Origin of the sequence: Microcoleus sp. Aus8_D2, from assembly GCF_036702665.1 — a bacterium.
GTDB lineage: Bacteria > Cyanobacteriota > Cyanobacteriia > Cyanobacteriales > Microcoleaceae > Microcoleus.
Genome location: NZ_JAUBUN010000011.1, coordinates 133,533 through 148,223 on the forward strand (window position 1 = coordinate 133,533; position 14,691 = coordinate 148,223).

General features: G+C 46.1%; 14 protein-coding genes. 8 read left to right on the top strand and 6 right to left on the bottom strand.

Going from position 1 to position 14,691, the window contains the following annotated elements:
• The first annotated feature begins 151 nt into the window (after positions 1 to 151).
• Complete coding sequence (locus tag QUB64_RS11620; protein WP_333276643.1) at positions 152 to 1,261, top strand: hypothetical protein; 1,110 nt, start codon at positions 152 to 154, stop codon at positions 1,259 to 1,261.
• A 98-nt stretch (positions 1,262 to 1,359) separates the two neighbouring features.
• Here QUB64_RS11620 and QUB64_RS11625 read toward each other — a convergent pair whose 3' ends face one another.
• The 3 genes from QUB64_RS11625 to cobU all read right to left on the bottom strand — a co-directional run bounded on the left by QUB64_RS11625 (position 1,360) and on the right by cobU (position 4,989).
• On the bottom strand, positions 1,360 to 3,426 hold the full coding sequence (locus QUB64_RS11625; protein WP_333276739.1) for an ABC1 kinase family protein: 2,067 nt from the start codon (positions 3,424 to 3,426) through the stop codon (positions 1,360 to 1,362).
• A 311-nt stretch (positions 3,427 to 3,737) separates the two neighbouring features.
• Positions 3,738 to 4,160 carry a hypothetical protein gene (locus tag QUB64_RS11630; protein ID WP_333276645.1) on the bottom strand — a complete coding sequence of 141 codons (423 nt, stop codon included), beginning with the start codon at positions 4,158 to 4,160 and terminating at the stop codon, positions 3,738 to 3,740.
• Positions 4,161 to 4,434: 274 nt separating this feature from the next.
• Positions 4,435 to 4,989, bottom strand: coding sequence for a bifunctional adenosylcobinamide kinase/adenosylcobinamide-phosphate guanylyltransferase (gene cobU, locus QUB64_RS11635; protein ID WP_333276648.1), 555 nt, complete (start codon positions 4,987 to 4,989; stop codon positions 4,435 to 4,437).
• 54 nt (positions 4,990 to 5,043) lie between these two features.
• On the opposite strand from cobU, the gene QUB64_RS11640 reads away from it, so the two are divergent.
• Both QUB64_RS11640 and QUB64_RS11645 read left to right on the top strand, forming a co-directional pair.
• Positions 5,044 to 5,223, top strand: a complete 180-nt coding sequence (locus QUB64_RS11640; RefSeq protein ID WP_333276651.1) for a hypothetical protein — start codon at positions 5,044 to 5,046, stop codon at positions 5,221 to 5,223.
• A gap of 73 nt (positions 5,224 to 5,296) precedes the next feature.
• Positions 5,297 to 6,265 carry a glycosyltransferase family 2 protein gene (locus QUB64_RS11645; RefSeq protein WP_333276654.1) on the top strand — a complete coding sequence of 323 codons (969 nt, stop codon included), beginning with the start codon at positions 5,297 to 5,299 and terminating at the stop codon, positions 6,263 to 6,265.
• 1 nt (position 6,266) lies between these two features.
• Here QUB64_RS11645 and QUB64_RS11650 read toward each other — a convergent pair whose 3' ends face one another.
• Entirely contained in the window at positions 6,267 to 6,479 is a 213-nt protein-coding gene (locus QUB64_RS11650) for a hypothetical protein (RefSeq protein ID WP_293178845.1), read from the bottom strand.
• Between QUB64_RS11650 and QUB64_RS11655 the strand changes: the two genes are divergently transcribed.
• Together QUB64_RS11655 and QUB64_RS11660 are read left to right on the top strand one after the other, a co-directional pair.
• Positions 6,406 to 7,344: a glycosyltransferase family 2 protein gene (locus tag QUB64_RS11655; protein ID WP_333276741.1), complete on the top strand. Its 939-nt coding sequence runs from the start codon at positions 6,406 to 6,408 to the stop codon at positions 7,342 to 7,344. The two genes, QUB64_RS11650 and QUB64_RS11655, sit on opposite strands and share 74 nt — an antisense overlap.
• A gap of 396 nt (positions 7,345 to 7,740) precedes the next feature.
• Entirely contained in the window at positions 7,741 to 8,121 is a 381-nt protein-coding gene (locus QUB64_RS11660) for a hypothetical protein (RefSeq protein WP_333276657.1), read from the top strand.
• On the opposite strand, the gene QUB64_RS11665 is transcribed toward QUB64_RS11660, so the two are convergent.
• Positions 8,118 to 11,951 carry a CHAT domain-containing protein gene (locus QUB64_RS11665; protein ID WP_333276659.1) on the bottom strand — a complete coding sequence of 1,278 codons (3,834 nt, stop codon included), beginning with the start codon at positions 11,949 to 11,951 and terminating at the stop codon, positions 8,118 to 8,120. The two genes, QUB64_RS11660 and QUB64_RS11665, sit on opposite strands and share 4 nt — an antisense overlap.
• Before the next feature lie 416 nt (positions 11,952 to 12,367).
• Here QUB64_RS11665 and QUB64_RS11670 point away from each other — a divergent pair, with 416 nt between their 5' ends.
• Positions 12,368 to 12,610, top strand: coding sequence for an AbrB/MazE/SpoVT family DNA-binding domain-containing protein (locus tag QUB64_RS11670; protein WP_333276660.1), 243 nt, complete (start codon positions 12,368 to 12,370; stop codon positions 12,608 to 12,610).
• Positions 12,607 to 12,951 carry an endoribonuclease MazF gene (gene mazF, locus QUB64_RS11675; protein WP_333276663.1) on the top strand — a complete coding sequence of 115 codons (345 nt, stop codon included), beginning with the start codon at positions 12,607 to 12,609 and terminating at the stop codon, positions 12,949 to 12,951. Before QUB64_RS11670 ends, mazF begins: the two co-directional genes overlap by 4 nt.
• 176 nt (positions 12,952 to 13,127) lie before the next feature.
• On the opposite strand, the gene QUB64_RS11680 is transcribed toward mazF, so the two are convergent.
• Positions 13,128 to 13,922 carry a cation diffusion facilitator family transporter gene (locus tag QUB64_RS11680; protein ID WP_333276666.1) on the bottom strand — a complete coding sequence of 265 codons (795 nt, stop codon included), beginning with the start codon at positions 13,920 to 13,922 and terminating at the stop codon, positions 13,128 to 13,130.
• Positions 13,923 to 13,966: 44 nt separating this feature from the next.
• On the opposite strand from QUB64_RS11680, the gene hpsU reads away from it, so the two are divergent.
• Positions 13,967 to 14,647 carry a hormogonium polysaccharide biosynthesis acetyltransferase HpsU gene (gene hpsU, locus QUB64_RS11685; RefSeq protein ID WP_333276668.1) on the top strand — a complete coding sequence of 227 codons (681 nt, stop codon included), beginning with the start codon at positions 13,967 to 13,969 and terminating at the stop codon, positions 14,645 to 14,647.
• Positions 14,648 to 14,691 lie beyond the last annotated feature (44 nt).

Sequence of the window (14,691 nt, forward strand, 5' to 3'; positions counted from 1 at the left end):
ATCTGCGTTCATTTGCGTATATTCGTTAGCATCTGCGGTTTGCTTACAGCATCACCAATGTAAAATCTTGTTACAAGTTACTTGACAGCAGCAATAGAATTTGTTTACCAATGACTATAATTGAAAAAAATCATTGTGTACGGAAAATTCCATGCAGAAACTAAATAGAATTTTATTCACTACAGCTTTAACTCTAATTATCTTCAGTTTTCCTACAGCCGCTTTCGCTAAAGCAAAAATTCAGATAGCCATCCTTTTAGATTCTAGTAATAGCATGGATGGACTGATTGACCAGACTCGCAATCAACTTTGGCAAATTGTGAATTTTTTAACGAAAGTCACTAAAGATGGGGAAGTTCCAGAGTTACAAGTTGCTCTCTACCATTATGGTAATGACAGCCTACCTTCCGAGGAAGGTTTTGTCAGATTATTAACTGGATTTACTCCTGAATTAGATGTAGTTTCCGAAAAGCTATTTAGTATCAAAACCAACGGCGGCCAAGAATATGTTGGCTGGGTAATTCGCTCAGCAATGCAACAATTAAACTGGAGTAAAGATCCTGCTGATTTTCGCGTAATTTTTATTGCAGGTAATGAACCATTCGATCAAGGCCCAATTGTTTGGACTCAATCTTTCAATCTCGCTGTGAAAGCAGATACCCTCGTTAATACTATCTACTGTGGTTCAGCAGAAAGTCAGGAGCGACAACTTTGGGCATCAGGAGCTACTGTAGCAAGAGGCAGTCACTTCAATATCAATCAAAATCAAGTAATTGTGGTAATTAAATCCCCTTTCGACGACCAGATTTCGACTTTGAATGCTAAACTAAATCAAACCTACATTCCCTATGGTAGAGATGGAGCAGTAGGACAACAGCGTCAAGCAGTTGAAGATAGTAATGCTGGCAGCAATTTGGTGATGCGTAGTAGCTCCAAAGCTTCTGAATACTATGATAATGCTTCTTGGGATTTGCTCGATGCTCTGGAAAACGGCAGAGTTACGCTTGAGTTACTATCAAATGATGCTTTGCCGGATGTTATGCGCAGTATGGCTTTAACCGAAAGAAGAGCATATATAGCTGCTAAGAAAGCCGAAAGAGAGAGCATTAAAAAGACGATTCGCGAATTATCTCAAAAGCGAAATGAATATGTTGAACAACAACGTAAAGCTAGTGCCAATAAAGGCGAGAATACTGTCGATAGCGTCATAATTCAAAGTCTACGCCAACAATTAGCTGCTAAAGGATTTAAACTTCAGTAGTTCCTGAAATACCATAGCAGATAAACGCAGATAAAATTCTATCTGCGTTCATCCGTGTTCATCCGCTAACATCTGCGGTTGCTTTCCTCCCAATCTAACTACTTCGCCGCCGGCAAAGATAACTGAGGCGAAGTTTTAGGATAAGCTGCACTCTCGGGAATCGCTGCCGGTTTCTCCGAAAGCAAAAACTCGCGAATTAACCGAGTAACTGCTCTTTGAGCTAAACCGCCCACAACTTGCTGGCTCATATTCTGCACTTCTGGTTTCACCAACAACTGGGGAATTAGCTGCAATACTTTCATGCTGTCAAATCCTGGAGTTGATTGCAAAATATCCCAAATCCGCTTGATGTGATCTAAGTTTTTTTGTTCGGTTTGGGAAACTACCGGTACACTCGCCTTGACTCCAAACCATTCGCCGACAACTGCTTTGGCGTTAGCAAAAGCTTTGCTGGAAAGCGTGTCGAGACTTTTCACCAATTCAGTGACAATGCGATCGCGAATAAAATCTCCTCTTTGGGAAAATAAATACTCTAACGCTTGGTTGAGGATTTTGCTGACATCGTAATCGTCGCTTTCGCGGGCATTGTTCAGCAAGTTTTCTAAGCGATTCCAGCGGAATTCGCCTTGTTTGAACAATAAATCTTGTAGGGATGCTCTCAATTCCGGTGCGGGGTCGCTCAACAGCCGTTTTGCTACGTAAGGATAAGCTTTACTCAGCACTTTGAATTCTGGATCGACATTAATCGCAATCCCTTCTAGCGTAACGAGCGATCGAATAATCAAAGCATAGTAAGCTGGAACTCGGAAAGGATACTCGTACATCACCGCCGAAAGTTCGTCAGTAATGCTTTTGAAATTGAGTTCAGCAACGCTAGCACCCAAAGCATTGTTAAAGACCCCAGCCAAAGCCGGAATAATTGGCGTCAAATCGGTGTCTGGCGTTAAAAATTCCAACTTTACGTAATCTCTGGCCAAACCTTCAAAGTCGCGGTTTACCAAATGCACCACAGCTTCCAACAAGCCGTACCGCTGATAAGGTTTGACTTCGCTCATCATCCCGAAATCTAGATAAGCCAACTGACCGTCAGGAGTTGCCAAAAGATTGCCGGGATGCGGGTCAGCGTGAAAGAAACCGTGTTCTAGAAGCTGTCTGAGAGAGCACTGCACCCCCACTTCAATTAAGTAAGGAGCGTCGATTCCTTGAGCCTTGACGGCTTCTAAATTAGTGAGTTTGATGCCGGTAATCCACTCCATGGTCAAGACGCGGCGGCGGGTATATTGCCAGTAGATTTTGGGAACGTAAATATCCTTCAGATTCCCGTAGAGTTCGGCGAAGCGTTCGGCATTGTGTCCTTCGTGGGTGTAGTCCATTTCTTCGTAAATGCGCTCGCCCAACTCGTCCATAATTCCGGCGAGGTCACTGCGAATTATTTTGAAGTTGTTTTGCGCCCAAACTGCGACGCGCCGCAGGATGTAAATATCTAAGCCGATGTTTTCGGCTAAACCGGGTCGCTGCACTTTAATGGCGACGGTTTCGCCGGTTTTGAGTTTGCCTTTGTAGACTTGTCCGAGAGATGCTGCTGCGATCGGATCTGCGGTGATTTCAGCGTAAATTTCGTTGGGATGCGCGCCCAATTCTTCTTGTATAAATTGATATGCTACTTCGTTGGGAAACGCTGGCAATTGGTCTTGCAGCGTGGTTAGTTCTTCTAAATATACAGGCGGCACTAAATCGGGGCGAGTTGACAGTGCTTGTCCGATTTTGATGAAAGCTGGGCCGAGTTGGCTGAGAATTTCTCGCAGGCGGGCGGCGCGGCGCTTTTCGTTGGCTGCGCTGCGACCTGTTTTTTTGTCAAACCACAAGCTGAAGGCGAAGCTAAAAAATGTCCAAACCACGTTCGACAGCCGTCTCCAGACTTGCAGCGGGCGATTGCGGTACTCGGCTGCGATCGCAACTGGATCGTAGCGCACAGCTTCTCCTGCCAACTCATAAGCGATATCTTTGGCTGATTTGAGCGGTTGGGGAGTTGTCGCCACTGTCTCTAGTTCTACTTGTACTGCTTGCAGGGGAACTGTTTCTACCTCTTTGAGATTGCCGAGTGCAGCGTGAGTCCCTGAATTTGAGTAAGTTGGGGCGGCTGGCGATACTGTCTTGACATCCATAAACTCAGACCTAGTGTGAAGCATTGTAAAGACATTGTAACAATTTGTGGCCTTTCTACCACTGCTGTGAGATAGAGAAAACCGAATTCGTTAGTCAGTTGACAGGAAAGCAGTTGACAGGAAAGCAGTTGACAGGAAAGCAGTTGACAGGAAAGCAGTTGACAGGAAAGCAAAAACTTATGCACTACGACCAAAGAAACCGGGTTTTTTTGGGGATTTAGGGTTGGCAGCGAAGTATTTCGCGAAAAACCCGGTTTCTGGCCACCCGTGCGTCCGATCGCTACTCTCCCACTCTCCCATTCTCCTCCTCTTCACTCCCCGCCGGTTCTGAGGAGTCGATCGCGAATGCTGGAAAGTTGCGATTTGGTGCTGACGGGCGATCGAGGTTGGGGCATTTGGGTATCGGGCCAGTTGGGTAAGTCATAACAAGGACAGCACTCTGGCGGCATTCCGGTTTGTTGGAACACTACGGGCATGGCACAGCGCGCGCAGGGACTGATTTCCCATGCTGGTGTCAGCAGTTCGGCAATTGTTTCGTTTGTGCCTTGCAGGTGGCACTCTCCGCTGTCGGGGGAGGTGATTTTTTGCCAGCATTCTTCAAATTCGCTGCTGTAGCGATCGCCCGCAATTACCGATTTTGGTAGCAGTGCTTCGGAACCGTTGCGAATGAATACTTTTTTGCCTAACTGAAACCAGTAAGCAATATATTTTCTGACTTCACTTTCTGATGCCATAACTGTTATTGTATCCTGCAACTAATTGGTGATTTTAGACTTTCAATTTAATATGGGAACTCTATCTCAAGAGACATTTTCTATTTTACCTTTTTGCCAAAGAAGGCTATTTTTCGTGTCAAATTGTCGTGTGGCTGGCGCGAAGGAGGATTTTTTTGAGTGATTTATGTGCTGTTGAGTTTTCGCTCTAGATTACGATTATACCTGATTTTTTGCTAAAATTTCCCGCTGGGAAACCGGGATTTTTCTCTATTGTCGATCGCACCGACCTCTGTTAATTTTTCCCTGGCGGTAGTGGCGTGCCCAAAGCCGACAGATTCAAGGCGTAACCTCCGGTGGCGAGATAAACAGTATTGGCGATCGCCGCGATGTGACGGACGAGAGTGCCGAGGCGATCGCGAAACAGCCGCCCCGCCGGATAAGCAGGCACAACGCCCCATCCAGTTTCCTCTCCAACCAAAATTACATCGGCGGCTGTTGACTTCAAACTAGCTAGCAAATCTTGTTGCGCGGCAGTCCAAACTGCGGCTTCTTGTTCCAAAAGATTCGCCGTCCAAGTTCCGAGGGAATCAATTAACAAACAATCAGAGGCTGAGGCAGATCGCACAACTGCTGCTAATTCGATCGGCACTTCTAGAGTTTTCCAATGGGCCAGGCGGCGATTTCGGTGCTGTTCGAGGCGGCGCAGCCACTCCAAATCTGTTTCATCTACCAGGCCGGTAGCCACATAGATTACTTGTTTTCCAGAAGCCACAGCTAGAGTTTCTGCCCATTCACTTTTGCCACTTCGAGCAGGCCCAGTTACTAAGATTAATTGTCTTGATGCCATAAGTTAGTCCTGCCGTCATTAGTCATTCGTCGGGCCGTCATTGGTCATTGGTCATTGGTCATTCGTCGGGCCGTCGGGCCGTCGGGCCGTCGGGCCGTCGGGCCGTCATTAGTTGGCAGTTGGCAGTTGGCAGTTGGCAGTTGGCACTTGGCAGTTGTCATACACAAAGGATTAAACACAATTATCAATTATCAATTATCAATTACCAATTACCAACGGCTAAATGCTTTTTAAGCGATAATAGCATTGTTGAGACAATATCAGAGTCAGTCGATCGCGAATCCCAATATTTCCCAAGCTGTTATTTATGCAAAATCCTCAGATATCAGCCATAATTTGCACTCACAATCGCGCCAGCTATTTAGCTGGGGCGATCGACAGCTTGCTGGTACAGGATTTTCCCGACAACTTTGAAATAGTGGTAGTGGATAACGCTTCTAGCGATTATGCCAGCCCCGAAAGCTCCAAAACGCTGACCCGCGAAGTCGTAGAAGCCAGACTCTCCAACCCCCGCCTCAAGTACGTCTGGGAACCCGAACTCGGCTTGTCAGTAGCCCGGAACACCGCTGCGAGAGTGGCAGAGAGCGAAATATTAGCTTATCTCGACGATGACGCTGTTGCTGAGTCCAATTGGCTCAGGGTGCTGCACAGCGCCTATCAAAGCAATCAAAAACTAGCCGTAGCCGGCGGCAAAGTTAACTTGCTGTGGCCTTGTGGAGTCTCCCCGCCCGAGTGGCTGTCGCCCGGATTGGCCCAAAACTTGGGAGTTTACGATTTAGGGGATACTTGCCAGTACGTAACTGCTGCCGGTTTGACTCCCAGGGGTGTAAACTACTCGATCCGGCGTGCTTTTCTCGAACAAATTGGTGGCTTCGATGTCAAACTCGGTAGAGTCGGCAAAAAGTTGTTGTCAAATGAAGAATTGCGCGCGACAGAATTAGCATTAGAGTTAGGCTGGCAAGTGGTTTATCTGCCCGAGGCCCTGGTTCTGCACAATGTGGCTGTAGAAAGGCTCAAGCAAGCTTGGTTTCTCGATCGGGGTTGGTGGCAAGGCATCAGCGAGTGTTATCGGGAACAATTGTCCGATCGAGCAGGTATTGCTCAGCTTGGACGGGGCGGTGAAAGAATACTGAGGGGAGTATACAAGTCTTTTAAATACATTAGAGATCCGGGACTGCGCTTTGAAAATTTCGTTTTTGCTTGGGGTCAAATCGGTTATTTAAGTGCCGCCCTCCGAGGTCTGATTTTTCTACCGAAATCGACCAGCAGGCATTAGGCTATAGGCAATATCCCTCGCTGTTAAAGTCGTCGGCGCTACCATGCCGATCGCACTTCATCCACAATAACTCGACCGCATTCAGGTTCAAGCACTCGATTATGACATCTAGTTCATCAAAGATTCCGGTTTCAGTTCTCATTCCGGCAAAAGACGAAGAACTTAATCTACCTGCGTGTCTGGCCAGCATTGCCAGGGCAGATGAAGTTTTCATGGTTGATTCCCAAAGCAGCGATCGCACGGTAGAAATTGCCATCAGTAGCGGTGCCAAAGTCGTGCAATTCTACTTTGACAACCGCTGGCCAAAAAAGAAAAATTGGTCTTTGGACAACCTGCCCTTTCGCAATGAATGGGTCTTAATTGTCGATTGCGACGAGCGCATCCCCCCGGAACTTTGGGACGAAATCGCGCGGGCGATCGCCGATCCAAATTTTGACGGCTACTACCTCAACCGCAAAGTCTTCTTTTTAGGTCAATGGCTGCGTTACGGCGGCCGATATCCCGACTGGAATTTGCGTTTGTTCAAGCATCAAAAAGGCCGTTACGAGAATCTCGGCACTGAATCCGTCCCCAACACAGGTGACAACGAAGTGCACGAACACGTAATTTTAGCAGGTGCTGTCGGCTACTTAAAAAACGACATGATCCACGAAGATTACCGCGATTTATTTCACTGGATAGAACGGCACAACCGCTATTCTAATTGGGAAGCTCGCGTTTATTACAATATAATTGAAGGCCGCGACGACAGCGGCACTATTGGCGCCAACTTATTTGGAGATGCAGTACAGCGGAAGCGATTTCTCAAAAAACTTTGGGTGCGGCTGCCTTTTAAACCACTACTCAGATTTATTTTATTTTACTTCATTCAGCTCGGTTTTTTGGATGGAAAAGCTGGCTATATTTATGCAAGGTTATTAAGTCAGTACGAGTATCAAATTAATGCTAAACTTTACGAATTGCGCTGCTGCGGCGGTCAGTTGAATGTGGCAGAACCCCAGCCTACTCTGCCGCCCCCAGAGAGTGATTCGGCGGTTAAAACCGGGGCCACACAAACGAAGTCTGCCCCAGCCGACTAAGAAATAAAAGGGATATTTAAGCCGAATTTTGTATCAGTCTGCGGAGGCGGACATTGTTTGTATAGCCGCAGTTTCCAGCCGCCGGGTTTCTTCGTCCGCGGAGGCGGACATTGTTTGTATAGCCGCGGTTTCCAACCGCCGGGTTTTTTCGTTTGACAAGACGCGGTTTCCAACCGCCGGGTTTCTTCGTTTGACAAGACGCGGTTTACAACCGCCGGGTTTCTTCGTTTGACAAGACGCGGTTTACAACCGCCGGGTTTCTTCGTCCGCCTCCGCGGACATTGTTTGTGTGCCCGTAAAAGTTCGCGGTTTCCAACCGCCGGGTTTCTGCACAAAAGAAGTACAATGATTATGACCAAATAAGAATTATTCAATTAATCGATCGCCATTATCCTAATGATTACCATTACCCAATCAGAAATTGAACAGTATCGCTCCCAATTACAAGAATATCCCGATGCTCTAAAAGCCCTTGATGTACTTCAAGAGTGTGAAGGCGATTTAGAATATGCAGCCGAAACCTTAGCAATTGAGTCAGGAGAATTAGACAACGATCTAGGTGACAAAGACCCGAATGAACCTAGCTGGTTAGAAAAATCAGCCGCTAGATTGCGTCCTCATGTTTGTACGCAAGCCTTTAAAGACGTATTGAGTCAAGGTTTTGCTGTTGCATTGGGTTCGCTAATAACTGCTGGCGTTTACCCAGGAGTACCATTAACACTGGTACTTATTTACATAAGCACGAAAAATTTGGACAAGTTTTGTCAGGATTGCTAAACGCCGATCGCAGTGAAGCCAGCCCAGTAATGAGGTTCAGCAAAAGGAAAGGGCTTACGGTTCAGTGCGCCATCCAGAGGAGCATTAACAAAGCGCGTGCGTTCTTTTTTAGGCAACAGTTTAAATGTTCGATCGATTTGCGGTTTGAGGCATTTTAATAATGCTTCAAGCCCCTCTGAGGTCAGATTTCGCAGCCATTGTTGTGCCTCATTGAGAGCAGTAACCGTTGATAGAGTTTCTAGGTTTTCATAGAACCGAATCAGTAACAAAGTGCTGGCGAGTTCATCCACTTTCCAAAGGGTACTGACCATACTAGGGCTACCTGCTAAGAGAAAGCCAAAAGGTAAGCCGATATATTCATCGCTGGTTTTGGATTCTGTCAATCCAGTTTCGCAGGCCCAGAGAGTGACAAGACGACATTGACTGAGGTCAAGATTCAAGATTTCCAACAGTGTCAAACGTTCTTTATTTGCGAATACCAGGGATGATTCCAAAGGCGAGTCAGGCTCAAACTCGCCGTGACAACCGAAATGGGCGCAGTTGGCAAAGCTGAGTTTCGCGTTGAGAATTGCGTTCTTATTAGCATCATCTTTTGCCAAGAAATCATTAGATTTGAATTTGTGACGGATGTTAGCGGCTTGCAGTTCAAGTAAGTAGCGGTCTTTGGTAGGATTGGCAATAGCAAATAGGTGAGAGAAATTAGGGCGTTGTCGCTGTTTCGCCTGTTGCAGTAGTTGGCAACTGGGGGCATAGCTGACTCCACCAACGAAGCAGTCTAACAGATAAGGATTGGGGGGTGAGGAATCGCTGTTTGGGTTAAACTGCAACCAAGTTTCTTGGCTAACAGGTAGGGCGTGCAGGGGAAACAGGTGCAGGAAGCGATGGGGAATTAAAATCAGTCGATCGCACGGTTGCGGAATATTCTTTAAAATCTCATCAAGATGCAAAATCTCAGCTAGGTTTTGGAGGCGGGAGGCTAGTTTTTGCTTCCATTGGGTTTTTATCTCTTTGTAGTCTTTCTGATACTCGTTATCCCAATTTACTAAGGCTTCAAAGTCTTCTGTTGAAGATTGCCAGACTGTAGGAGTTGGTGATTGAGGAGTGATGATGAATGTGAGGAATTTGTCGCCCAGGATGTACCACTCAACGATAGCAGTGTTTTCTGCTGTGAGGGCTTGAATATCGCTGTAGAGGATGCCTTTAACTTCTTGAGTCAGCAGGAAGTCGGGGTCAATGGGTTTGATGTCGCGGACGAGTAGTTCGTCGAGTTGTTGCCGCAATTGGGTGAGATGGGTAGAATCGCGGCTGGTAGTTTGTAGGCGGTCAATTTGGAGGCTGCGTTCTCCCGATATTGTGCCACTGTTGCTGTCACGATTTGTCTGTTGGTAGTCTAGTCGGCGCTGTTCGGCATCAATTTCTCGACGCAGGCGCGAGAGTTCGTTGAGAACGTTTTCGGGAATATCGCCTTTGGGGTATAAGTCGCGGGTGGCGAGGAGTTCTACTAAGTTGCGGGCTTTGCTGCGTTCGGCGTATTCTATGGCTGCGGTATAGTTTTTTTGTTCCAGGCAAACCTCCACTATATTTCGATAGAGTTTATTCCATTCTTCGGCGAGTTTTTGTTTGCTTTGAGCTCCAGAATGAATCTCACCCCGCATAAATTCTACGGTATCAATGGCGGCGGAAAAAGTATTGTAAGCTAGCTGTAAATCGGGAACTTCTCGATAGGTAAGCCCTAAATTAAACAAAGTTGCTGCATGATTTTGCGGGAAAGCCTCACGAGCTCTGATTTTTAAAGCATTTTTATGACAGTTTATCGCCAGTTCGATATTCTGTGCTTTCTCTCCCCTGATTCTGTAAGTGTAGGCATTTGCCAGATTATTTTGCGTCATTGCCCATTTTTCGGGAAAGGCTTCGGGGCTGTAGACGGTTAATGCAGCAGTGTATGATGCGATCGCCCTTTCTATATTCTCGGCTTTCTCTCCTCTGATTCTGTTACGGTAGGCTATTGCCAGATTATTTTGCGTCATTGCCCAATCTTGGGGAAAGGCTTCGGGGCTGTAGACGGTTAATGCAGCAGTGTATGATGCGATCGCAACTTCGATATTCTCGGCTTTCTCTCCTCTGATTCTGTCAGAGTAGGCAACTCCCAGATTATTTTGCGTCGTTGCCCATTTTTCGGGAAAGGCATCGTCTGTGTAGATGGTTAATGCAGCAGTGTATGATGCGATTGCAACTTCGATATTCTCAGCTTTCTCACCCCTGATTCTATAAGTGTAGGCTGTTGCCAGATTATTTTGCGTCATTGCCCAATCTTGGGGAAAGGTTTCGGGGCTGTAGATGGTTAATGCAGCAGTGTATGATGCGATCGCAAGTTCTATATTCTCGGCTTTCTCTCCTCTGATTCTGTTACGGTAGGCATTTGCCAGATTATTTTGCGTCGTTGCCCAATCTTGGGGAAAGGCATTGTCTGTGTAGATGGTTAATGCAGCAGTGTATGATGCGATCGCCCTTTCTATATTCTCGGCTTTCTCTCCTCTGATTCTGTTACGGTAGGCTATTGCCAGATTATTTTGCGTCATTGCCCAATCTTGGGGAAAAGCTTCGGGGCTGTAGACGGTTAATGCAGCAGTGTATGATGCGATCGCAACTTCGATATTCTCGGCTTTCTCTCCTCTGATTCTGTCAGAGTAGGCTATTGCCAGATTATTTTGCGTACCTGCCCAATCTTCGGGAAAGGCATCGTCTGTGTAGACCGTTAATGCAGTAGTGTAAAATGCGATCGCCCTTTCTATATTCTCTGCTTTCTCTCCCCTAATTCTGTTTCTGTAGGCTTCTCCCAGATTATTTTGTGCCATCGCCCAATCTTCGGGAAAGGCTTCGTCCTTGTAGACGGATAATGCAGCAGTGTAACACTCAATCGCCAGTTCGATATTCTCTGGTTTCTCTCCCCTGATTCTGTCAGAGTAGGCTATTGCCAGATTATTTTGCGTTATCGCCCAATATTCGGGAAAGTCATCGCGGGTGTGGACTTTTAATGCAGCAGTGTAACACTCAATCGCCAGTTCGATATTCTGTGATTTCTCTCCCCTGATTCTGTTTCTGTAGGCTTCTCCCAGATTATTTTGCGTCATTGCCCAATCTTCAGGAAAGGCTTCGTCCTTGTAGACGGATAATGCAGCAGTGTAACATTCAATCGCCCTTTCAATATTCTCTGCTTTCTCTCCCCTGATTCTGTCAGAGTAGGCTATTGCCAAATTACTGTGGGGTTGAGCAAATTTTTCGCTTCCCGGTTCCCGATTATTTAAAACTATTTGATAACCAGTAATGGCAATTTCCAGATTATTCGCTCTCTTCCCCAGCGAAAAATTCTTAATATCAATAGTCAAATTTTGCAGCTCACCAATAATTAACTTAATTGCTTCTGTATCTTCGCCGAAAATTAAATTATGGGCCACTTGCTGTAAAGTTTCGGCAAAACGATCATTAAGGAGATGTTGCCGTTGACCGAGCATGGGGTAAATTACTGTAACAGGGTTATTGCTATCTGCTTCTGCTTGCAATAATTCTAGGATAAAGTTTACATACTCCTTATTTCCCTCATCGTTCATTTCCAAGAAATTAGCTATTTGAGTTGCTATTTGTAATAAAATATTAGCCTCATTTTCTTGATTGTCTCCCGACAATTGCGCCGCAACAACCCACATCATTTGTACCAACTCAGCATCCACCAATTCCGAGTGTGCATCCAAGATTTGATTTTCTTGGCCGTTGGGGCAATTCAGGAGTGTTTGAATTAGTTGCAGGTAGGCTTGGGCGCGGGTTTCGTCCATTGTGGGGAGTAGTCAATAACACCGATGTTTATTTGATCGTGATTGTTGGTTGGGGGCCCAGAAACCGGGTTTTTGCGAGCATATTTGGTGACAGGCGAAGAGATGGGAAAAAACCCGGTTTCTAAAGATTGTTGGTTGAGTGCCCAGAAACCGGGTTTTTGCGAGCATATTTGGTGACAGGCGAAGAGATGGGAAAAAACCCGGTTTCTAAAGGTTGTGGATGGGTGGCTGTATGAAGGAGGCGATTTTAACCGCGTCTACACAAACTTTCGTCCGCCGACGCCGACTAAGAAATCGCAAAATCTTGCAACTTGTCAATCTTTTTCTTAGTTGCTATACTGTAGACACTCTGTATATACATCCTTAAAAAAAAGGTGAAGTTCTCAGAGTAATATCACTAGCTAGAGGATTAGGCTATGGTTGGGACGATCGCAAAATGGGGAAACAGTCTTGCTGTTCGGATTCCACAGCATTTAGCTAAAGAGATTAACTTAGCTGAAGGTTCCCAAGTGCAGTTTGTATTGATAGATGGTAGGCTGACGATCGAGCCGATAACTCGTCGGCGGTATTCGCTTGAGGAGTTAGTTGAGGCGATTACCCCAGAGAATCTTCATACTGAGATTGATAGTGGAGTTGCTGTGGGGAACGAAGTTTGGTGACACAATCAAATCCCTACATTCCGAGTCGAGGCGATATCGTTTATTTAGACTTTGACCCAACTAAGGGACACGAACAAAAAGGACTTAGACCTGCTTTTGTGCTGTCGCCTCGTGCTTACAATGAGAAAAGCTCCTTAGCTTTATTTATGCCGATTACAAAGCAACAAAAAGGGTATCCTTTTGAAGTTACCCTACCAACTGGATTGAAAGTTCAGGGAGTAATTCTTGCCGCTCAAATCAAGTGTCTAGACTGGAAGGTTCGCGGTGTTCGATTCGTTGAGTCTGTATCTGAAGATGTGATTGAGGAGGTGCCAACCAAAATTGAGCCGTTGTTACTGTAAAAGTGGTCAGAAACCGGGTTTTTGCGACAGACTTCGTTACAGTGCAAAAATTTGGGGGAAAACCCAGTTTCTAAAGATTGTGCGCGGCGCAACCATAACTTGACAATTGACTATCCAGTTTTAAAATTGTGGCGGATGTACACTGATTTTCGTTGATGAACGCAGATGAAGAGACATCATTTAATAAGTTCTTCGAGGGATGGAAACAGCAATTTTTCCGCGCTCACTCTTTCGCAATCGCAAGGTTCTTGAATTGCGGATATTGCTGATACATTTCCTAGCAGCAACTGGATACTTTCAATCAGCAATGGTAGAGTTAATAAAATAATTGATGCCGATACCAGCAAGCTAATCAAGCCATCCGCCCAATTCCAATGCAGCCACGCTACGGCGATCGCAGCTAATATTACTCCAGCCGACGAAAATATGTCGGCAACTGCGTGCAGAAAGGCGCTTTTGAGGTTCAAGTCGCCGTGACAGCAGGAATGCAAGCAACAAGCATTGATTGAGTTGATGCTTAAACCGACAATGGCGGTAATTAACATCGGGAGTCCTTCAACTTCCGGGGTTGGGGACTGCAAACGGGCGATCGACTCTGCCGCAATCCAAAGCGCGATCGCCACTAAACTGATACTATTAACTAAAGCAGCAATAATTTCCGGGCGATCGGGAATTGGCGATCGGGCGATCGCACAATCCACCGATTTACTTCTTTTTAGTGATGAGTACCAAGTAGCTGTCAAAGTGATCGCTAAAGCTGCTACATCTGATAAAACGTGACCGGCATCTGCTAATAGGGACAAACTGTGAGAACTCGTTGCGGCGATTAACTCTGCTACAAAAAAGCTGCTAAGCAGTATTAAAGCTGTTTGTAAAAGTCGCACTTTGGGAATGCTGGGATTGGGATTTTGGCTGTGTGCGAGATCCTTCGTGTTTTCCGAGTGAAAATTGTCCCTAACTGGAAATGTCATGCAGCAGTCCTTAAAGTTAAACTCGATTTTCAATTAAACATTAGATGACTTATTATACGCCAACTCCCGACCCGGAACCGCAAAAGCCGATCGCAAATTCCCCCAATCCTGAAATCAACGATCGTCCAATTGGCGACAACCAACCAAATATTTTAACAGGCGAATCTTTAGTTGATTTGCGGAAGTACGATCAATCAAAGTTCGATCGGGGAAGGCCTGGTTGGGTAATTTTGCTGTGGTGGTTCGTGCAGGCGATCGCATTTCCCCTCACTCCACATCCTTGTAATAGCATCAGAAGCGGGCTGCTGCGGTTATTTGGAGCAAAAATAGGTCGCGGTGCGGTGATTCGCCCTACGGCTCGTTTTACATATCCTTGGAAAATTGAAATCGGCGATTACAGTTGGATCGGAGATGATGTTGTATTGTACAGTTTGGAGCGAATTGCGATCGGCGAACACTGCGTCATTTCTCAAAAAAGTTACCTCTGCACCGGCTCTCACGACCCCCAAGACCCAGCCTTTGGGTTAATAACAGCATCTGTTATCATTAATAACGGCGTTTGGATTGCCGCTGACTGCTTCATTGGCCCTGGTGTTGCGATCGGTGCAAATGCCTTAATCGGATCTCGCAGCAGTGTGTTTGAAAATATGCCCGCCGGCTTTGTTTGTACCGGTACTCCCTGTCGCCCGCGCGATCGGCGAGAAATCAAAAAAGTTCGTAGTTAGGACTTCAGTCCTTTCTTCTCCCACTTCGTCGAGAAATATGTCGA